19 protein-coding genes and 3 tRNA genes are annotated in these 18,718 nt (G+C 59.8%); 15 read left to right on the top strand and 7 right to left on the bottom strand.

Annotated elements, in window-relative coordinates:
- Positions 1 to 18 precede the first annotated feature (18 nt).
- Positions 19 to 369, bottom strand: coding sequence for a hypothetical protein (locus tag BW992_RS24260; protein WP_072388915.1), 351 nt, complete (start codon positions 367 to 369; stop codon positions 19 to 21).
- 176 nt (positions 370 to 545) lie between these two features.
- On the opposite strand from BW992_RS24260, the gene BW992_RS24255 reads away from it, so the two are divergent.
- On the top strand, positions 546 to 1,367 hold the full coding sequence (locus BW992_RS24255) for a shikimate 5-dehydrogenase (protein WP_072388913.1): 822 nt from the start codon (positions 546 to 548) through the stop codon (positions 1,365 to 1,367).
- A gap of 17 nt (positions 1,368 to 1,384) precedes the next feature.
- Here the strand turns inward: BW992_RS24255 and BW992_RS24250 are convergent, their stop codons facing one another.
- Positions 1,385 to 2,032 carry a YceH family protein gene (locus BW992_RS24250; RefSeq protein ID WP_072388911.1) on the bottom strand — a complete coding sequence of 216 codons (648 nt, stop codon included), beginning with the start codon at positions 2,030 to 2,032 and terminating at the stop codon, positions 1,385 to 1,387.
- A gap of 130 nt (positions 2,033 to 2,162) precedes the next feature.
- Between BW992_RS24250 and BW992_RS24245 the strand changes: the two genes are divergently transcribed.
- A complete protein-coding gene (locus tag BW992_RS24245) occupies positions 2,163 to 2,672 on the top strand; it encodes a DUF1993 domain-containing protein (protein ID WP_072388909.1) in 510 nt (169 codons plus the stop codon).
- A 168-nt stretch (positions 2,673 to 2,840) separates the two neighbouring features.
- On the opposite strand, the gene sstT is transcribed toward BW992_RS24245, so the two are convergent.
- Positions 2,841 to 4,073 (bottom strand): serine/threonine transporter SstT, encoded by a 1,233-nt coding sequence (gene sstT, locus BW992_RS24240; RefSeq protein ID WP_072388907.1) that lies wholly within the window; start codon positions 4,071 to 4,073, stop codon positions 2,841 to 2,843.
- Positions 4,074 to 4,353: 280 nt separating this feature from the next.
- On the opposite strand from sstT, the gene BW992_RS24235 reads away from it, so the two are divergent.
- Complete coding sequence (locus tag BW992_RS24235) at positions 4,354 to 5,547, top strand: MFS transporter (RefSeq protein ID WP_231991092.1); 1,194 nt, start codon at positions 4,354 to 4,356, stop codon at positions 5,545 to 5,547.
- Here BW992_RS24235 and nhaR read toward each other — a convergent pair.
- Positions 5,483 to 6,382, bottom strand: a complete 900-nt coding sequence (gene nhaR / locus BW992_RS24230) for a transcriptional activator NhaR (protein ID WP_072388905.1) — start codon at positions 6,380 to 6,382, stop codon at positions 5,483 to 5,485. The genes BW992_RS24235 and nhaR overlap by 65 nt on opposite strands.
- Before the next feature lie 135 nt (positions 6,383 to 6,517).
- Here nhaR and BW992_RS24225 point away from each other — a divergent pair, with 135 nt between their 5' ends.
- Positions 6,518 to 6,793, top strand: coding sequence for a hypothetical protein (locus BW992_RS24225; protein ID WP_072388903.1), 276 nt, complete (start codon positions 6,518 to 6,520; stop codon positions 6,791 to 6,793).
- Positions 6,794 to 6,820: 27 nt separating this feature from the next.
- Complete coding sequence (locus BW992_RS24220) at positions 6,821 to 7,576, top strand: TerC family protein (protein WP_072388901.1); 756 nt, start codon at positions 6,821 to 6,823, stop codon at positions 7,574 to 7,576.
- Positions 7,577 to 7,647: 71 nt separating this feature from the next.
- Here BW992_RS24220 and BW992_RS27120 read toward each other — a convergent pair whose 3' ends face one another.
- On the bottom strand, positions 7,648 to 7,809 hold the full coding sequence (locus tag BW992_RS27120) for a hypothetical protein (protein ID WP_165887621.1): 162 nt from the start codon (positions 7,807 to 7,809) through the stop codon (positions 7,648 to 7,650).
- A gap of 222 nt (positions 7,810 to 8,031) precedes the next feature.
- Between BW992_RS27120 and BW992_RS24215 the strand changes: the two genes are divergently transcribed.
- The gene (locus BW992_RS24215; RefSeq protein WP_072388899.1) at positions 8,032 to 8,709 is read left to right on the top strand and encodes a hypothetical protein; all 678 of its coding nucleotides are present in this window, start codon (positions 8,032 to 8,034) and stop codon (positions 8,707 to 8,709) included.
- Between the two features lie 99 nt (positions 8,710 to 8,808).
- Positions 8,809 to 9,015, top strand: coding sequence for a DUF6021 family protein (locus BW992_RS24210; protein ID WP_076407217.1), 207 nt, complete (start codon positions 8,809 to 8,811; stop codon positions 9,013 to 9,015).
- A 48-nt stretch (positions 9,016 to 9,063) separates the two neighbouring features.
- Here the strand turns inward: BW992_RS24210 and pbpG are convergent, their stop codons facing one another.
- Both pbpG and folD read right to left on the bottom strand, forming a co-directional pair.
- Positions 9,064 to 10,002, bottom strand: a complete 939-nt coding sequence (gene pbpG / locus BW992_RS24205) for a D-alanyl-D-alanine endopeptidase (protein WP_072388895.1) — start codon at positions 10,000 to 10,002, stop codon at positions 9,064 to 9,066.
- A gap of 276 nt (positions 10,003 to 10,278) precedes the next feature.
- Positions 10,279 to 11,133, bottom strand: coding sequence for a bifunctional methylenetetrahydrofolate dehydrogenase/methenyltetrahydrofolate cyclohydrolase FolD (gene folD / locus BW992_RS24200; RefSeq protein WP_039589132.1), 855 nt, complete (start codon positions 11,131 to 11,133; stop codon positions 10,279 to 10,281).
- Between the two features lie 281 nt (positions 11,134 to 11,414).
- On the opposite strand from folD, the gene BW992_RS24195 reads away from it, so the two are divergent.
- From BW992_RS24195 to BW992_RS24160, 8 genes are all read left to right on the top strand, one after another.
- Positions 11,415 to 11,491: transfer RNA gene (locus BW992_RS24195), tRNA-Arg, on the top strand.
- Between the two features lie 40 nt (positions 11,492 to 11,531).
- Positions 11,532 to 11,607 (top strand) — tRNA-His (locus BW992_RS24190).
- A 105-nt stretch (positions 11,608 to 11,712) separates the two neighbouring features.
- Positions 11,713 to 11,797, top strand: a tRNA-Leu gene (locus tag BW992_RS24185).
- A 418-nt stretch (positions 11,798 to 12,215) separates the two neighbouring features.
- Positions 12,216 to 13,526, top strand: coding sequence for a trigger factor (tig, locus tag BW992_RS24180; protein ID WP_076407216.1), 1,311 nt, complete (start codon positions 12,216 to 12,218; stop codon positions 13,524 to 13,526).
- 92 nt (positions 13,527 to 13,618) lie between these two features.
- Positions 13,619 to 14,260, top strand: coding sequence for an ATP-dependent Clp endopeptidase proteolytic subunit ClpP (gene clpP / locus BW992_RS24175; RefSeq protein WP_003183177.1), 642 nt, complete (start codon positions 13,619 to 13,621; stop codon positions 14,258 to 14,260).
- 107 nt (positions 14,261 to 14,367) lie between these two features.
- A complete protein-coding gene (gene clpX / locus BW992_RS24170) occupies positions 14,368 to 15,651 on the top strand; it encodes an ATP-dependent Clp protease ATP-binding subunit ClpX (protein WP_030140022.1) in 1,284 nt (427 codons plus the stop codon).
- A 161-nt stretch (positions 15,652 to 15,812) separates the two neighbouring features.
- Entirely contained in the window at positions 15,813 to 18,209 is a 2,397-nt protein-coding gene (gene lon / locus BW992_RS24165; RefSeq protein WP_072388888.1) for an endopeptidase La, read from the top strand.
- A 148-nt stretch (positions 18,210 to 18,357) separates the two neighbouring features.
- Positions 18,358 to 18,630 (top strand): HU family DNA-binding protein, encoded by a 273-nt coding sequence (locus tag BW992_RS24160; RefSeq protein ID WP_072388887.1) that lies wholly within the window; start codon positions 18,358 to 18,360, stop codon positions 18,628 to 18,630.
- Positions 18,631 to 18,718: the final 88 nt, after the last annotated feature.

The following is an 18,718-nucleotide window of genomic DNA, read 5'->3' as shown; positions in this document are numbered from 1 at the left end:
TTTTATGCCGGGTCCAGGTTACCAGCGACCGTAGTGGCCCCGGGGTGGGCCGTAGTAATAGCCCCGTGGTGGCCCGTAATACACCGGTGCCGGACGATAATAGATGGGCCGCTCTATATACACCGGCTGTGGCTGGTAATAGACCGGTGGTGGCTGCTGTACGTAGACCGGCTGCGGCTGGACATAGACCGGCTGCTGCACATACACCGGACGGTCGCGGTTGATGAGCGCCGAGCCGACGATGGCCGAGCCGACGATTGCGCCGAACACTGCGGGCCCCTCCCAACCACCGCGACCATGGGCGGATGCCTGGCCGGTGACCGCGAGTGCCCCCACGAGCAGGGCGATGATGGGGAGTTTTCGATTCATGTCGGTTCCTCGTTTCAACCCCGGCGGCTGTGGTCTGGAACAAACCCGATGAGGGTCGCCGGGATACTTGCTCTGACAACGATTTTCCCAGGATCTGCAACGCCGTTGGGTAAATATTGTGTAAGGTCCAACGAGACGGTCATCCGTTTGTCCGAAAGTGAACGCAAGGAACACGCATGCAATTTCATCACGACAAGAACACCCAGCTGTGCATGTCCCTCTCGGGGCGCCCCGGTAACTTCGGTCTGCGCTTTCATAATCATTTGTATGAGCAGTTGGGCCTGAATTTCTACTACAAGGCTTTCAGCAGCCAGGACCTGCCAGGTGCTGTCCGTGGGATCCGCGCCCTGGGCATCCGGGGATGCGGGGTGTCGATGCCCTTCAAGGAGGCCTGCATCGCTCTGGTCGACGAGCTGGATGCTTCCGCCGCCGCGATCCAGTCCATCAATACCATCGTCAATACCGATGGGCACCTGAAGGCCTACAACACCGACTACATCGCCGTCGCCCAGTTGCTGCAAACCCATGCCGTGCCCAAGGAATCGACCTTTGCCCTGCGCGGCAGCGGCGGCATGGCCAAGGCCGTGGCCAGCGCGTTACGCGATGGCGGTTACCGCAAGGGGCTGATCGTTGCCCGCAATGAAACCGCTGGCCGGGCGCTGGCCGCGTCCCTGGGCTACGAGTGGCAAGCGGAGCTGGGCGAGCAGCGGCCGCAGATGCTGATCAACGTCACGCCGATAGGCATGAGCGGCGGGCCGGAAGCCGATCAGCTGGCGTTTTCGGCCGACGCCATCGCGGCAGCCGAGACGGTGTTCGATGTGGTGGCGATCCCATCGGAAACACCGTTGATCGTGCGCGCTCGAACCGAAGGCAAGCGCGTCATCACCGGGCTGGAAGTGGTTGCGATCCAGGCCCTGGAGCAGTTCGTGCTGTACACCGGTGTACGGCCGAGCCTGGAACAGTTCGAAAAAGCCGTGGCCTTCGCCCGCGCGGTCTAGACGCGGGCCTTGCCTGGTTATTCCAGCCGGGCCAGCCGCTCTTCCAGCGCCGCGATGCGGGCTTCGAGCTCTTCGATGCGCTCCAGCGACACGCCGCTGCCCGTCCCGCGCTCCACCGGGTGCTGGCGGGCGGCGAGAATCGCCTCGATGTCCGCCGGATCGCCCAAGGCATGGACGTATCGATCTTCCCGCTGGCCGGCCTGGCGCGGCACCAGCAGGGCCAGGCCGCGGGCGATGAGGCGCTCCAGCTGATGCAGCACTTGTTCGGCGTCTTCGAAATCGTGCATCCGGCCGCTGCGGGTCAACAGTTCGTTGACGGTTTGCGGACCGCGCAGGAACAGCAACCCCATCAGGACCACCTGGGCCGGCACCAGCTCCAGGGCCTTTTCGACCCGATGTTCCCAACGGTCGGCGCGGCTGCCCATCACGAGCCGGGTGAAACCCTGGCCCTCCAGCGCCCGCAGGCTCTGGCCAACCTGGCCTGGGGTGAGGTTCATCACCGGTTCGCGGCTGGTTTTCTGGTTGCAGGCCAAAACCAGGGCGTTGAGGGTCAGTGGGTAGGTTTCGGGATTGGTGGCCTGCTTTTCGATCAGGGCCCCGAGGATGCGGATTTCCGTGCTGTTGAGCCGTGCTGCTTCGGCCTGATCCTGTTCTTCGATGCTCATCGCGCGTCCCCTATGCTGTGAAGCCGCCTAGCCTAATCCTTGCGCAATAAAAGACAAGCTGCGCGACAGCGTGTCTATAATCGCCGACGCTTGATAAGACTCTTTTTTCCATCACCTGCATGAGATCCCCATGACTATTTCCCTGTACGCCGCTTCCATCCCGGTTTTCAAGCAGATGCTCAACGCCATGAGTGACGTCCTGAGCAAGGCCGAAGCCCATGCCAGCGCGAAAAACATCGAGCCGAACGCATTCCTGCAGGCCCGGCTGTACCCGGACATGTTCCCGCTGGTGCGTCAGGTGCAGATCGCGGTGGATTTCGCCAAGGGCGTCTCCGCGCGGCTGGCTGAAATCGAAGTGCCGAAATATGACGACAGCGAAACCACCTTCGCCGAACTGCAGGCCCTGATCGCCAAGGTGCTGGCTTTCATCGACGGCATCCGCCCCGAGCAGATCGACGGCAAGGAAAATATCGAGATCGTCACCCGTCCGGGTACGCCGAAGGAAAAGCGCTTCACCGGCCAGAACTACCTGCTGACCTACGGCCTGCCGCAGTTCTTCTTCCACGTCACCACCACTTACGCACTGCTGCGTCACAACGGTGTGGAAATCGGCAAGCGCGACTACATGGGCGCGTTCTAAGCCTGGCAGCATGAAAAAGCCCGGGACGGTGTGGGCCGTCCCGGGCTTTTTCATGACTTTCGATGGGTGTGGGCCGGGCCTGGGGGGCCCTGTCTAGCTTCATGGGCGTGACCATGCCCGCGAAGGGGCGGGTTCATCCACGGCCCAGGCTGGGATTCTTCCAATGCATCAGGCCGTGCGTGCGAGCTTCTTTTCTTCACCCAGGCAAGCCGCCGCCGTGAACAGCACATCCGTAGACGAGTTCAATGCGGTTTCCGCCGAATCCTGCAGGACGCCGATGATGAAACCGACGGCCACGACCTGCATGGCGATTTCGCTGGGAATGCCGAACAGGCTGCATGCCAGGGGAATCAGCAACAGCGATCCGCCGGCCACGCCGGACGCACCGCAGGCGCAGATGGCCGCCACCACGCTCAGCAGCACGGCGGTCGGCACGTCCACTACGATGCCCAGGGTGTGTACGGCCGCCAGGGTCAGCACGGTGATGGTGATGGCGGCGCCCGCCATGTTGATGGTTGCACCCAGGGGAATCGATACCGAGTAGGTGTCCTCGTGCAGGCCCAGGCGCTTGCTCAGTTCCAGGTTGACCGGGATGTTTGCCGCCGAGCTGCGGGTGAAGAATGCGGTGATGCCACTCTCGCGCAGGCAGGTGAACACCAGCGGGTAGGGGTTGCGACGCAGTTTCCAGAACACGATGAGCGGGTTGACCACCAGCGCGACGAACAGCATGCAGCCGATGAGGACCGTCAGCAGATGGAGATAGCCGAGCAGGGCGCTGAAGCCGGAGGTCGCCAGGGTCGAGGCGACCAGGCCGAAAATCCCCAGCGGCGCGAAGCTGATCACTAGGCGTACGATCACCGTGACGCCGTTGGAGAGGTCCTCCAGTACGGTGCGGGTGGTCTGGCCGGCATGACGGATGGCGATCCCCATGCCGATGGCCCAGGCCAGGATGCCGATGAAGTTGCCGTCCATCAGCGCCCGGACAGGGTTGTCCACCACGCTGAGCAGCAGGCTCTGCAGCACTTCGCTGATACCACCGGGAGCGGTAACGGCGACGTCCTGGGTGGACAGTACCAGGCTGGACGGAAACAGCGTACTGGCTACCACCGCGACCACGGCCGCGGCGAAGGTGCCCAGCAGGTACAGGAACAGGATCGGCCGGATATGGGTTTCCTGGCCGTGCTTGTGGTTGGCGATCGAGGCCATGACCAGCACGAACACCAGGATTGGCGCCACGGCCTTGAGCGCGGACACGAAGACCTTGCCGATGAAGGCAGTGGACTTCGCCACGTCCGGCGCCAGCCAGGCCAGGGCGATACCCAGGATCAGGCCGATGACGATTTGCGTCACCAGGCCGGTGCGTTTGAAGCGTTGCAACAGGGAAGGGGATAAAGCAGTCATGACGACCATCCAGATATTTTTTTTGTGAGCAACGGGCGACGATCAGGGCAACAGGCGGGCAGGCCACATGAGCGGAGCCGGAAGAGTGTTACGTATTTGAGGGCGCGGACTTTAGCACAGCCCGGGAAGAAATCTGACGGACCTGTGACGATCCGTCACCCGGTGTTCAAGTGAATTTGTCTGTCGCGGACATTCTGTTAGGCTTTGGGCTTCTCATCTTTCTATTCCGCCAGCGGGCCCCTGGGCCAACGCTGGTGTCGTCGTTTTGCTGGAGTTATGCATGCTGTTACCCATTTTCCTGTTGTCGGCCGCCGGTTTCACCGTGCTGACCACGGAGTTCATCATTGTCGGCCTCCTGCCGTCCATTGCCCGCGACCTGCATGTCAGCATTCCCCAGGCCGGGCTGCTGGTGACGCTCTTCGCATTTACGGTGGCGGCGTTCGGGCCGTTCCTGACTGCCTGGTTCGCCCGTTTCGAACGGCGCAAGCTGTTCATTAGCGTACTGCTGATGTTCGGACTGGCCAACACACTGGCGGCCGTTGCCCCCGATATCTGGGTCATGGCGATCGCCCGGCTGGTCCCGGCCCTGGGCTTGCCGGTGTTCTGGGCACTGGCCAGCGAAACGGCCGTGGATATCGTCGGGCCGCAACATGCCGGGCGCGCCATAGCCCGGATCGGATTCGGCATCGTCTGCGCCACGGTATTCGGGATTCCAGTGGGCACACTGATTTCCGACATGTTCGGCTGGCGCAGTGCTTTCGCGATCCTGGCGGTCATCGCCTTTGCCAAGGCGTTGCTGCTGTTCGTCTATCTGCCGAAAACCAGCCTGCACCTGCATCAGGTGAGCTTCCGCTCGCAGTTCAAGATCCTGCGCAGCCCGTTGATGCAGGGGCATGTCCTGCTGTCGATCCTGGTGTTCAGCGGCATGTTCACGGCCTATACCTACCTGGCCGACATTCTCGAACGTCTCGCCGGTTTCGACGGCACGCTGGTGGGTTGGTGCCTGATGGGCTTCGGGGCCGTGGGGCTGTTGGGCAACTCCCTGGGAGGCCGCGCGGTGGACCGGCATCCGCTGATCGCCTCGATGGTCTTCTGTCTGTTCATGATCGGCGGCATGGTGGCATTGGTGCCGAGCATTCATTCCACCCTGGGGCTGGCGGCGGCGATGGGCATCTGGGGCGTGACCCAGGCCGCCCTGTTCCTGGTCAGTCATGTGCGTCTGATGAAGGCCGCCCCCCAGGCGCCGGCCTTTGCCGCGTCGCTGAACATTGCCGGTGCCAACCTGGGGATCGGCCTGGGGGCGATGGTGGGTGGACGCGTCATCGATACCTTGGGCCTGGGCAGTGTCGGGTTCGCGGCGGCCGGGTTCATACTGGTCTCGATCCTGCTGGCCTTGTTGCTGATGACGTTCAGTCAGGGCCAAACAGTTCGCGCCGAGCCCCTTCGGCAATTGCGACAATGCCCGGATGACTGACCTTGCGTTCCACGGAAATGGCATAGAACGATTCACTCACGGCATCGGTCCGGCCGATCTCCCGCACGCCGTACTGGCGTATCACCTCTTCGGCGATCACGCTCGGGCCGATGAAGATCCCGCTGCCTGACTGACCGAAGGCTTGCATCAGCGCGCTGTCGTCGAATTCGCCGACGATACGTGGCTGGATCTGCTGCTCGGCGAACCAGCGTTGCAGGCGGCTGCGCACCACGGTTTCCGGACCGGGAATCAGCAAGGGGGCGTCTTGCAGGCCGCGAGGGAAGTCCTGCCCGTACTGTTCGGCCAGGGCGGTGGTGGCAAAGAAGCTGATGCCGCATTCCCCCAGTTTCTGACTGTAACCCTTGATGTCCAGGTGGGTCGGCATCGGGCTGTCGGAAATCACCATGTCCAGACGCTGGATCGCCAGGTCCGCCAGCAACCGTTCGAGTTTGTCTTCGCGACAAGTGATGCGCAGGGGCACGCTCAACTCCATGGTCGGTGCCAACAGCCGATAGACAATGGACTTGGGCACCACATCCGCCACCCCGACCCGGAACAGCGCCTGTTGTTCGTTGGGCTGGGCCCGCAGCATGAGCTCCAGCTCGCCTCCCAACTGGAACATCTGTTCGGCATAGGGCAGAGCCTGGCGACCGGCTTGTGTCAGTTCCAGCTGACGTCCTACGCGGCGAAACAGCTTGATGTGGTACGTCTGCTCGAACAGGGAGATCTGCCCGCTGATGGTCTGTGGAGTCAGGTTCAGTTGTTCGCAGGCCCGTACGATGCTGCCTGTCTTGGCCACGACCCAGAAGTAATGCAGTTGCCGGTAATTGAGCATGGAAGCACCGATTCGGAAAAACCGAAGTATAACCGCTAAAAATACGAATTTCCCTGAACTATCGGTCTCTCTAGAATGCTGCTCCATCGGTGGGGCATCTTCGTGCTCCCTCTACCCTGAGAGGCACTTTATCCAATGACATTCAGATCCTTGGGGCTTGTAGCCCTGTTTGCGATGTCTTCCCTTACGCTGGCAGGCTGCGAGCAGGCCGAAAAAAGCGCCCAGCACCTGGCCGAGCAGTTGAAGGAACAGGCAGTGGAAACCGCCAAAAAGGCCATCGACGACACCCACAAGGCCGCCGAGCAGGCGCTGAACGAGGCCACGGGCGGCCTGATCAGTCCAAAGAAAGAACCAGCGGACGAGGCTGACGAATCGGCAGCTGAACCCAAATCTTCCACCCAAGCCATCTAACCCGTCATATCGAGTCAGGACTGACCTATGGATTATCTTTTACAACTCGTCGCCAGCCCTACAGCCTGGATCGCCCTGGCGACCCTGGTCGTCATGGAAATCGTGCTGGGCATCGATAACCTGATCTTCATTTCGATCCTGACCAACAAGCTGCCCGAACAGCATCGCGCCAAGGCTCGGCGGATCGGTATCGGCATGGCGTTGCTCCTGCGTCTGGGTCTGTTGAGTACCATCGCGTTCATCGTGCAGCTCACGGAACCGGTCATCGAGATCCTTGGCCAGGCCTTCTCCTGGAAGGACATGATCCTGATTGCCGGCGGTCTGTTCCTGCTGTGGAAAGCCACCACCGAGATTCACCACAGCATGGACCCTGCGCCGGATGATCCCAAGTCGGCCACCTCTGGCGTGACCCTCGGATTTGCTGCCGCGATCGGTCAGATCCTGATGCTGGACCTGGTGTTTTCCATCGACAGCATCATCACGGCCGTGGGCATGACCGAGCACTTGCCGATCATGATCATTGCAGTGGTCGTGTCGGTGCTGGTGATGCTGCTGGCTGCGGAGCCGCTGGCCAAGTTCATCAATGACAACCCGACGGTGGTCATGCTGGCCCTGGGCTTCCTGATCATGATTGGTATGACGCTGATCGCCGAAGGCTTCGGGGCCCACGTGCCCAAGGGCTACATCTACGCGGCCATGGCGTTCTCGGCTGCGATTGAAGTGCTGAACATGATGGCCCGCCGTGCCCGGCAAAAGGCTTCGGTCGAAGCCGAAAACGCCTGATTCCACGAGGTCATGAACAAGCCGCCCGGGTCCATGCCCGGGCGGTTTTTTTCATGCTGGATAGTGATCGGTCAGTGTGCGGCGACGTGGCGCCTGGCGGGTTTCGCGGTTTTTTCCGTTTGTGGCGGTGCGTGATGATGACGGCGGGTGATCCGCAGGACCCCCCACAGCATGGCCGTCGCTACGCTCAGCCAGCCGAATACAAGCATCACAATGGTGGTCGTCAGGCTCATAGGGCCTCCTCAACCCCGGATCGGGGCAACGCACTCTGTTCAATGGACAGTTTAGCTGTTCAAGTATTGCAAGCAGTCGAACGCATCCCTTGGCGTCGGACCGGATCGTTCTATTGCGGCGACCAGACTGCGGTTAAAGGCTATACCAGGGAGGCGCGGGCATCTTATGATCGACGCCCCAAGCCTGGCCCGGATGCCGGGTGCCTGAACAAGAGAGTCATCATGTCGTCGGTCATTCCCTCTATCCGATCATTGGTATCTGCCGTTGCCTGTCTGGTGGCCCTGGCGGGTTGCGCCGGTGGGGTGTCGCCCCAGATCCAGCGCCTGCCCGAACGGGTCGAGCTCAATAGCGTGCCGTTCTATCGCGGCGAGCTTTACCTGGGCGCGCCGCAGTCCCTGGCGGCCCTGCTGACCCTGCAAGGCACGGTGATCACGCCAGGACTGCTGGAGAAACCGCTGCATTTGCCGGGCGGCGAAGCCCATCTGCAGCAGAACATGCAGACGTTGGCGCGTGAGTACGGGCTGGTGGTGTACCCGCTCGACAGTCGCCTGGACGCACTGCTGGAGCAGGTTGCGGCGGGCAACCCCGTATTGCTGCGTTACACCGAAGGCTCCGCATTCTGGTCCGGGCCTCGGTACGCAATCCTTGCCGGCTACAACCGGCAGAAGCAGACGGTCTTGCTGCGTTCGGGCATGAACCGCCGGCTGTCGATGAGTTTCAGTGGGTTCGAGTCTGCCCTGAAGGACGCCGGTGGCTGGGCTGTATTGCTCCAGCGACCGACGCAACTGCCGGCCAACGTTGACTCGCGGCGCTGGCTGAAGGCTGCCGACGAGCTGGCCGGGGCAGGGCAGGAGCAAGCGGCGGCTCGGGCCAGCAAGGCCCTGGGTGCGGCCCATTGAGTGCCTGCCCCGTTCGTCACCTGCCGGGCACGACCTGAGCTGCCAGGGGCTCTTATCGTCAGGGTTCCGACGTTCGGGCCCTGATTCGAGGAGGCACGTATGGCACAGTCGAAAACCCCCACAGGGCCCCATTCTTCCGAACACTCGTCCGCCGAAGACGACCTGGGATTCGATCCGGATTCGCCGGATCTCGACGATCCCCAGGTCGACCCGATAGGACCGGCCAAGGCCCCACGGGACGACAGGAAAGAGCAGGGTCCGCCTTCTTCCAAGGCCTATGATCCGTTGGGCAATCTCAAGCCCTGAACGCAAACAGCCCCGGATATCCGGGGCTGTTCATTTATTGCCGCACGCTTATTGGGAGGCTTCCACCACACCGGTCTGGCGGCTTTTCAGGTTTTTTGCTGCCTTGTATTGCAGGGCCACGGCCGGAGCGCTGGTGCTCTTGCCGGTTTCGACCCAGCTGCGAATCCGGCTTGCGTCGGCAAAATGTGTGTATTTGCCGAAGGCATCGAGGATGACCAGCGCCATCGGGCGATTGCCCATTTTCGTCACCAGCACCAGGCAATGTCCGGCCTGGTTGGTAAAGCCGGTCTTGGTCAGCTGAATATCCCAGTTGCCCCTGTGGACCAGGTGATCGGTGTTGCGAAAGCCCAGGCTGTAGACCGGCTTGCGGAAGGTGACGGTCTTTTCCTTGGTGGTGCTCAATTCGCTGAGCAGCGGATATTTGCGAGCGGCGATCAACAGCTTCGTCAGGTCCCGGGCGGTGGAGACGTTATGGATCGACAGGCCAGTGGGCTCGACATAATGAGTGCTGGTCATGCCAAGGGCCTTGGCCTTGGCGTTCATGGCGGCGATGAAGGCCGCGTAACCGCCCGGGTAGTGGTGGGCGAGGCTGGCGGCGGCGCGGTTCTCCGAAGACATCAAGGCGATCAGCAGTACGTCGCGGCGCGACAGTTCACTGTTGAGCTTGACCCGGGAAAACACACCTTTCATCTCGGGTGTGTTGGCAATCGTGATGGAGATGTATTCGTCCAGGTTCTGTTTGGCGTCCAGCACGATCAGGCCAGTCATCAATTTGGTCACCGACGCGATCGGAACCACCACGTCCGGGTTGCTGGAGTAGACGACTTTATCCGTCTGCAGGTCCAACAGCATCGCGCTGCCCGACGCGACTTGCAGTTTCGAGGTGTCTCGTGGGGTCGCGATGGTTTCCTGCGCGTGGACATCCTGGGTGGCAAGGGCGCCTGAGAAAGCGAAGAACAGGCTGAGGATCGAAAGACGGATTTTCACGCGAGTAGACTCGATGGAGTTGTAAGGTACCGTTCGGCAACGGCTTTGAAAAAAGCGCTGCATTTTATGAGTATGGGTGACAACCGCGCTACATGCCTGCGCCGCGGGTGCGAGTGAATGAATAAAATTTAATCGGGTGCGATCCTGCAGGATCGAACCTGAAAAATATGTCATCGAGTGGCGATGAGGGAGGGCGTGCGTGTCGTTCGATCAGGCGCAGAAACGCCTGCGAAAGCGCTACTGGCTTCCGCAGGGGGCAGGCGGCTGAAGCTGCGATCAGCTATGCAGGGTTTCCGCCGCGTACAAGGTGTTTTCCAGCAGGCATGCACGGGTCATCGGGCCCACTCCGCCAGGCACCGGTGTGATCCAGCCGGCGCGCGGCAGTGCGGTCTCATAGACCACGTCGCCCACCAGCTTGCCGTCATCCTGGCGATTGATGCCCACGTCGATGACGATGGCCCCTTCCTTGATCCACTCGCCCTTCACCAGGCCGGGTTTGCCGGCGGCCACGACCACCAGGTCGGCGCGTCCGACGTGGCCGGCCAGGTCCTTGGTGAAGCGGTGGGTCACAGTGACCGTGCAGCCGGCCAGCAGCAATTCCATGGCCATCGGGCGACCAACGATGTTGGATGCGCCCACGACCACGGCATCGAGCCCATAGAGATCCACGCCAGTGCTTTCCAGCAGCGTCATGATGCCTTTGGGCGTGCAGGGCCGCAGCAGCGGGATGCGCTGGGCCAGGCGGCCGACGTTATAAGGGTGGAAACCGTCGACGTCCTTGTCCGGGCGGATACGCTCCAGCAGCTTGGAAGCGTCGAGGTGCTCAGGCAGGGGCAACTGGAGCAGGACCCCATCGATGTTCGGGTCATCGTTGAGACGATCGATCAGATCGGCCAACGCTTGCTGGGTGGTTTCGGAAGGCAGGTCGTAGGCCTGGGAAAGGAAGCCGACCTCTTCACAGTCTTTACGCTTGTGCGAGACATAAACCTGAGAGGCAGGATCGCTGCCGACCAGGATCACCGCAAGACCGGGGGTGCGCAGGCCTTGCTGGCGACGCTCGGTAACGCGTTGGGCGATCTGCTGGCGCAGGCTGGCGGCGATCGATTTGCCGTCGATAAGTTGTGCAGTCATTGCGCGTGGTTAACCATCGAGAGGGGAAAAAAAGAGAGCGCATTCTCGCATGCCGAGGCGTGAGGGCAAAGGCGCTTGGTCTGCAAATTCCCCTAACCCCTTTAATTAAATGAATTTTTTTTAGAAAAGAGTTGACGACCTGTCAGGCCGTCTATAACATTCGTCGCACTTGTCGGGCACAGCCTAGCACTGGTTAAGTAGGTTGAGCGGAGTTGGTTGTTTCAATTCGGCAAAGCTGAAAGCACTTAGTTTGTAATCGTCAAAGAATACAGATTAAAAAGGCGCCCGTAGCTCAGCTGGATAGAGCATCCGCCTTCTAAGCGGATGGTCGCAGGTTCGAGTCCTGCCGGGTGCGCCATTAGGCAGCTTTGGCACAAGTAACGCAACAAGGCAATATGGTGGGCGTAGCTCAGTTGGTAGAGCACGGGATTGTGACTCCCGTTGTCGTGGGTTCGATCCCCATCGTCCACCCCATATTCTAAAAGGCGCCAGATCTAACAGTCTGGCGCCTTTGCTTTAAAAGCCAGGGGCTTCAAACTGATCCAGATGTCCGGGTCGTTTATACAAGTCGCTGGACATGCGGATGTGGTGGAATTGGTAGACACACTGGATTTAGGTTCCAGCGCCGCAAGGTGTGAGAGTTCGAGTCTCTCCGTCCGCACCATACAAATCGCTATTCAATTAGCAGAGAACGGCGCAGTACCTGAAGAGGACTGCGCCGTTTTTGTTTCTGGCGATCGGCTGTTCATGTCCGGTCCGGTCTCGCTCGGCGCGGCTGGCGGTTCGCGGTGATTGTGTTTCGTGATGATACACGGCATGCCGTTGGTCTTCCGGCGGGGCTGAGTACCGAAGAGCGACGAGTGCTCGCTTCTATATATAGAAGCGTTGGTCCAGAGCTCCTGGCTTGACTGGCTGAATTTGCAATCCGGGCGAGGCATGACCGTTTGTCTCCCCTTAATGTCGGTGCTTGTTTTCCGGTTGTTTTCAGTAGGGTGACTTCTTGAGTTTGACCTACTAGAATGCATGCCCTTGATTCTGGGGTCGGAAACACCCGGCCAACGTCTGTGCAACGAGGAATATCCATGCAAGTTTCTGTTGAAAGTACTTCTGCTCTTGAGCGTCGCATGAGCATCATCGTGCCTGCTGATCGCATCGAGACTCAGGTCAACAAGCGTCTGCAGCAGACTGCACAAAAGGCCAAAATCCCAGGTTTCCGTCCAGGCAAAGTGCCGATGAGCGTGATCCGTCAGCGTTACGAAGCTGATGCGCGCCAGGAAGCAGTGGGCGATGTGATCCAGTCTTCGTTCTACGAAGCGGTTGTCGAGCAGAAGCTGAACCCGGCCGGTGCTCCATCCGTCGAGCCTAAAGTGCTGGAAAAAGGCAAGGACCTGGAGTTCGTCGCCACGTTCGAAGTGTTCCCTGAGTTCACCGTTGCCGGCTTCGAGTCCATCGCTGTCGAGCGCCTGAGCGCCGAAGTATCGGACGCCGACCTGGACAAGATGCTGGACATCCTGCGCAAGCAGAACACCCGTTTCGAAGTGACCGATCGTGCTGCGCAGAACGAAGACCAGCTGAACATCGACTTCGTCGGCAAAGTCGATGGTGAAGTGTTCGCCGGCGGTTCCGCCAAGGCTACCCAGCTGGTGCTGGGCTCCGGTCGCATGATCCCAGGCTTCGAAGATGGCCTGGTCGGCGCGAAAGCGGGCGAGGAGCGCGTTCTGAACGTGACCTTCCCTGAGGACTACCAGAACCTGGACCTGGCCGGCAAGGCCGCCGAGTTCACCGTGACCGTCAACAGTGTCTCCGAGCCGAAGCTGCCTGAACTGAACGAAGAGTTCTTCGCCCAGTTCGGTATCAAGGAAGCCGGCCTCGACGGTTTCCGCGCCGAAGTTCGCAAGAACATGGAGCGTGAGCTGCGTCAGGCCATCAAGTCCAAGATCAAGAACCAGGTCATGGACGGTCTGCTGGCCTCCAATCCGATCGAAGTGCCGAAGGCGCTGCTGGACAACGAAGTGAATCGTCTGCGCGTGCAGGCCGTCCAGCAATTCGGTGGCAACATCAAGCCGGACCAACTGCCAGCCGAGCTGTTCGAAGAGCAGGCCAAGCGCCGCGTCGTGCTGGGTCTGATCGTAGCCGAAGTGGTCAAGCAGTACGAACTCAAGCCTGATGACGCCCGCGTTCGCGAGTTGATCCAGGAAATGGCTTCGGCTTACCAGGAGCCTGAGCAAGTCGTGTCCTGGTACTACAAGAACGAGCAGCAGCTGAACGAAGTCCGTTCGGTTGTGCTGGAAGAACAAGTTGTGGATACTGTTCTGCAGAAAGCTAGCGTGACCGATAAAGCGGTCTCTTACGAAGAAGCGGTCAAGCCGGTGGAAGCTGCACAAGCCGATTGATTTTTCTGCGGTAAGAAATACACACCATAAGCCAGCCTTCGCGCTGGCTTATGCGTATTCAAGACATAACTATTTGGGAGTGACTGCGAGACATGTCCCGCAATTCTTTTTATCAGCAGAGCTCTGACATCCAGGCCGCAGGCGGCCTGGTCCCGATGGTTATCGAGCAGTCCGCTCGTGGCGAACGTGCCTATGACATCTATTCGCGCCTGCTCAAGGAACGCGTCATTTTCCTGATCGGGCCCGTCGAAGACTACATGGCCAACCTCGTGGCGGCACAACTGCTGTTCCTTGAAGCGGAAAACCCGGACAAGGATATCCATCTGTATATCAACTCACCTGGCGGTTCGGTGACGGCTGGCATGTCGATCTACGACACCATGCAGTTCATCAAACCGGACGTCTCCACCATCTGCATCGGCCAGGCCTGCAGCATGGGTGCTTTCCTGCTCGCCGGCGGCGCAGCGGGCAAGCGTCACTGCCTGCCTAACTCGCGCATGATGATCCACCAGCCGTTGGGCGGCTTCCAGGGCCAGGCGTCGGACATCGACATCCATGCCAAGGAAATCCTCCATATCCGTTCGCGTCTGAACTCGCTGCTGGCCCATCATACCGGCCAAAGCCTTGAAACCATTGAGCGAGACACCGAGCGTGACAACTTCATGAGCGCCGAGCGTGCGGCCGAGTACGGCCTGATCGACTCCGTGATCAACAAGCGTCAGATGCCTGCCTGAGTCGTTCAAAATGCAGGTGGTTGGGATGACCGGCCGCCTGCGGGCTTGAAAAAGCCCGCAATTGCCTTCATCTTGTGTTGCAAGCCTATCGGATTTGGATCGATCGAATGACTGACACCCGCAACGGCGAGGACAACGGCAAACTGCTTTATTGCTCCTTCTGTGGCAAAAGCCAGCATGAAGTACGCAAATTGATTGCCGGTCCCTCGGTCTTCATTTGCGACGAGTGCGTCGACCTGTGCAATGACATCATCCGCGAGGAGGTGCAGGAAGCCCAGGCCGAAAGCAGCGCGCATAAGTTGCCTTCGCCCAAAGAAATCAGCGGCATCCTCGACCAGTATGTAATTGGTCAGGAGCGCGCGAAAAAGGTACTGGCCGTAGCGGTGTACAACCACTACAAGCGCCTGAACCAACGTGACAAAAAAAATGACGAGGTCGAACTCGGCAAGAGCAACATCCTGCTGATCGGCCCGACAGGCTCGGGTAAGACCCTGCTTGCCGAGACACTGGCTCGTTTGCTGAATGTTCCCTTCACCATCGCCGACGCGACCACCCTTACCGAGGCGGGCTACGTGGGTGAGGATGTCGAGAACATAATTCAGAAACTGTTGCAAAAGTGCGACTACGATGTGGAAAAAGCCCAGATGGGCATCGTCTACATCGACGAAATCGACAAGATTTCCCGCAAGTCCGACAACCCGTCCATCACCCGGGATGTTTCCGGCGAGGGCGTGCAGCAGGCCTTGCTCAAGTTGATCGAAGGCACGGTCGCTTCCGTTCCGCCCCAGGGCGGGCGCAAGCACCCGCAGCAGGAATTCCTGCAGGTCGATACCCGTAACATCCTGTTCATCTGCGGCGGCGCGTTCTCCGGCCTGGAAAAGGTCATCCAGAACCGTTCCACCCGTGGGGGCATCGGTTTCAATGCCGAGGTCCGCAGCAAGGAAGAGGGCAAGAAGGTTGGCGAGTCCCTGCGTGAAGTCGAGCCTGACGATCTGGTCAAGTTCGGTCTGATCCCGGAGTTCGTTGGTCGCCTGCCGGTCCTGGCGACGTTGGACGAGCTGGACGAGGCTGCATTGATGCAGATCCTGACCGAGCCGAAGAACGCCCTGACCAAGCAATATGCCAAGCTGTTCGAAATGGAGGGTGTAGACCTGGAGTTCCGTTCCGACGCGCTGAAATCGGTTGCCAAACGTGCCCTGGAACGCAAGACCGGTGCCCGTGGGTTGCGCTCGATTCTCGAAGGCGTATTGCTCGACACGATGTACGAGATTCCCTCGCAGTCCGATGTGAGTAAAGTCGTGATCGATGAAAGCGTCATAGAAGGCAAGTCCAAGCCGCTGTATATCTACGAAAACAGTGAGCCGGCTGCCAAGGCTGCCCCGGACGCCTGAGCGTCCGGTCGCCGGAATAAAGGAGGGGCCTTCGGGCCCCTTTGCTTTTAGCGTGATTTAGACGTGTCTTAGCGCTTGTTTTTTTTCAAGGCTGCCCCCATCTTGGTTTCAAGCTTACATTCATCTGTTTCCGGCCTTAGTGCCGCCGTAGAGGCGAAATCATGAAGACAACCATCGAATTGCCTCTCCTGCCATTGCGCGATGTCGTGGTGTATCCGCACATGGTTATCCCGCTGTTCGTGGGGCGCGAGAAGTCCATCGAAGCCCTCGAGGCTGCGATGACGGGTGACAAGCAGATCCTTCTGCTGGCTCAGAGAAATCCTGCTGACGATGATCCCGGCGAAGACGCACTTTATCGCGTAGGTACGATTGCAACGGTTCTGCAACTGCTCAAGCTGCCTGACGGCACGGTCAAGGTTCTGGTCGAAGGCGAGCAACGGGGTGCGGTCGAGCGCTTCAGCGAAGTAAACGGCCATTGCCGTGCCGAAGTGTCGCTGATCGACGAAGCCGAGGTGCCTGAGCGTGAGTCCGAGGTGTTTGTCCGCAGCCTGCTGTCTCAATTCGAGCAGTACGTGCAGTTGGGCAAGAAGGTGCCGGCAGAGGTCCTGTCGTCGCTCAACAGCATCGATGAACCTGGGCGCCTGGTCGATACCATGGCCGCGCATATGGCCCTCAAGATCGAGCAGAAGCAGGAAATCCTCGAGATCATCGACCTGTCCGCCCGTGTCGAGCATGTATTGGCATTGCTCGACGGCGAAATCGACCTGCTGCAGGTCGAAAAACGCATCCGCGGTCGGGTCAAGAAGCAGATGGAGCGCAGTCAGCGCGAGTACTACCTGAATGAGCAGATGAAGGCCATTCAGAAGGAGCTGGGTGACGGCGACGAAGGCCATAACGAGATCGAAGAGCTGAAGAAGCGAATCGATGCTGCCGGCCTGCCGAAGGACGCCCTTGCCAAGGCCCAGGCCGAGCTGAACAAGCTCAAGCAGATGTCGCCGATGTCCGCCGAGGCCACCGTGGTGCGCTCCTATATCGACTGGCTGGTCCAGGTGCCATGGAAAGCCCAGAGCAAGGTGCGTCTGGACCTGGCTCGCGCCGAAGATATCCTCGATGCCGACCATTACGGCCTGGAGGAGGTCAAGGAGCGCATCCTCGAATACCTCGCCGTACAGAAACGCGTGAAAAAGATTCGTGGCCCGGTCCTTTGCCTGGTCGGTCCTCCCGGGGTCGGTAAAACCTCCCTTGCGGAGTCGATTGCCCACGCGACCAACCGTAAATTCGTTCGCATGGCTCTGGGTGGCGTGCGTGACGAGGCGGAAATCCGCGGGCATCGCCGGACTTACATCGGGTCGATGCCGGGAAGATTGATTCAAAAGATGACAAAGGTCGGCGTGCGCAATCCGCTGTTCCTTCTGGACGAAATCGACAAGATGGGCAGCGATATGCGGGGCGATCCGGCCTCTGCATTGCTGGAAGTCCTCGATCCCGAGCAGAATCACAACTTCAACGATCACTACCTTGAGGTCGACTACGACCTGTCGGACGTGATGTTCCTCTGCACCTCCAACTCCATGAACATTCCGCCAGCGCTGCTGGACCGGATGGAGGTGATTCGTCTGCCGGGCTACACCGAGGACGAGAAGATCAATATCGCCGTCAAATACCTTTCGCCCAAGCAGATCCAGGCCAATGGCCTGAAAAAAGGCGAGCTGGAGTTCGACGAGGAGGCGATCCGCGACATCATCCGTTACTACACTCGCGAAGCGGGCGTGCGCGGTCTGGAGCGGCAGATCGCCAAGGTCTGCCGCAAGGCGGTCAAGGAGCATGCGCTGGAAAAACGCTTCGCGGTCAAGGTTACTTCGGACCTGCTGGAGCACTTCCTGGGCGTACGCAAGTTCCGTTACGGCCTGGCCGAGCAGCAGGATCAGATCGGTCAGGTGACCGGGCTGGCGTGGACCCAGGTCGGTGGCGAATTGCTGACCATCGAGGCGGCAGTCGTACCGGGCAAGGGGCAACTGATCAAGACCGGTTCCCTGGGCGATGTGATGGTCGAATCGATCACCGCGGCCCAGACCGTCGTGCGCAGCCGGGCCCGTAGCCTGGGCATCCCCGTGGACTTCCACGAGAAGCGCGACACCCATATCCACATGCCGGAAGGGGCGACGCCCAAGGACGGCCCCAGCGCTGGCGTAGGCATGTGCACGGCCCTGGTTTCGGCCCTGACCGGCATTCCGGTGCGCGCCGATGTGGCGATGACCGGCGAAATCACCCTGCGTGGCCAGGTACTGGCCATTGGTGGGCTCAAGGAAAAACTGCTGGCGGCGCATCGCGGTGGGATCAAGATCGTGATCATTCCCGAAGAGAATGTTCGTGATCTCAAGGAAATTCCCGACAACATCAAGCAGGATCTTCAGATTAAACCGGTTAAATGGATTGACGAAGTCCTGCAAATTGCGCTGCAATACGCGCCGGAGCCCTTGCCGGATGTGGCTCCGGAGATAGTCGCGAAGGACGAAAAGCGAGAGTCTGACTCTAAGGAAAGAATTAGCACGCATTAACACGCATTTGCCTGGGGGGCTTCCTTGACAGTTTTTTAGAGCCCTTGTTATAAAGCGGCTCTTAAGTGTCTGTAGGCCATTCAGCACTCGTTTTTGCTTTCACCAAAAAAACTTAGAATCATCTCAAATAGATATAAGGGGACTTAGAGTGAACAAGTCGGAACTGATTGATGCTATCGCTGCATCCGCTGATATCCCGAAAGCTGCTGCTGGCCGTGCGCTGGACGCTGTAATCGAATCCGTCACTGGCGCTCTCAAGGCTGGCGACTCCGTTGTTCTGGTTGGTTTCGGCACCTTCTCCGTCACTGATCGTCCGGCTCGTACCGGTCGCAACCCTCAGACTGGCCAGGCTCTGCAAATCAAGGCCGCCAAGAAGCCAAGCTTCAAGGCTGGTAAAGCACTGAAAGACGCCGTCAACTAAGGTTTCATTGAGTTTATCCGGGTCGGGGTCATGCCTGGCTTGGCAGCGGAGCGGTAACACGGTCGGTTTTCAAACGGCCTGTCGTGCC

The sequence above is a fragment of the Pseudomonas sp. 7SR1 genome, from assembly GCF_900156465.1.
Taxonomy (GTDB): domain Bacteria; phylum Pseudomonadota; class Gammaproteobacteria; order Pseudomonadales; family Pseudomonadaceae; genus Aquipseudomonas.
The sequence above is the reverse complement of the archived record's forward strand: the minus strand, read 5'-3'. Positions and strand labels throughout refer to the sequence as shown.

Bases quoted from the DNA above. Each gene is read 5' to 3' on its own strand.
- BW992_RS24260 (WP_072388915.1), bottom strand. From the start codon at position 369: ATGAATCGAAAACTCCCCATCATCGCCCTGCTCGTGGGGGCACTCGCG.
- BW992_RS24255 (WP_072388913.1), top strand. From the start codon at position 546: ATGCAATTTCATCACGACAAGAACACCCAGCTGTGCATGTCCCTCTCG.
- BW992_RS24250 (WP_072388911.1), bottom strand. From the start codon at position 2,032: ATGAGCATCGAAGAACAGGATCAGGCCGAAGCAGCACGGCTCAACAGC.
- BW992_RS24245 (WP_072388909.1), top strand. From the start codon at position 2,163: ATGACTATTTCCCTGTACGCCGCTTCCATCCCGGTTTTCAAGCAGATG.
- sstT (WP_072388907.1), bottom strand. From the start codon at position 4,073: ATGACTGCTTTATCCCCTTCCCTGTTGCAACGCTTCAAACGCACCGGC.
- BW992_RS24235 (WP_231991092.1), top strand. From the start codon at position 4,354: ATGCTGTTACCCATTTTCCTGTTGTCGGCCGCCGGTTTCACCGTGCTG.
- nhaR (WP_072388905.1), bottom strand. From the start codon at position 6,382: ATGCTCAATTACCGGCAACTGCATTACTTCTGGGTCGTGGCCAAGACA.
- BW992_RS24225 (WP_072388903.1), top strand. From the start codon at position 6,518: ATGACATTCAGATCCTTGGGGCTTGTAGCCCTGTTTGCGATGTCTTCC.
- BW992_RS24220 (WP_072388901.1), top strand. From the start codon at position 6,821: ATGGATTATCTTTTACAACTCGTCGCCAGCCCTACAGCCTGGATCGCC.
- BW992_RS27120 (WP_165887621.1), bottom strand. From the start codon at position 7,809: ATGAGCCTGACGACCACCATTGTGATGCTTGTATTCGGCTGGCTGAGC.
- BW992_RS24215 (WP_072388899.1), top strand. From the start codon at position 8,032: ATGTCGTCGGTCATTCCCTCTATCCGATCATTGGTATCTGCCGTTGCC.
- BW992_RS24210 (WP_076407217.1), top strand. From the start codon at position 8,809: ATGGCACAGTCGAAAACCCCCACAGGGCCCCATTCTTCCGAACACTCG.
- folD (WP_039589132.1), bottom strand. From the start codon at position 11,133: ATGACTGCACAACTTATCGACGGCAAATCGATCGCCGCCAGCCTGCGC.
- tig (WP_076407216.1), top strand. From the start codon at position 12,216: ATGCAAGTTTCTGTTGAAAGTACTTCTGCTCTTGAGCGTCGCATGAGC.
- clpP (WP_003183177.1), top strand. From the start codon at position 13,619: ATGTCCCGCAATTCTTTTTATCAGCAGAGCTCTGACATCCAGGCCGCA.
- clpX (WP_030140022.1), top strand. From the start codon at position 14,368: ATGACTGACACCCGCAACGGCGAGGACAACGGCAAACTGCTTTATTGC.
- lon (WP_072388888.1), top strand. From the start codon at position 15,813: ATGAAGACAACCATCGAATTGCCTCTCCTGCCATTGCGCGATGTCGTG.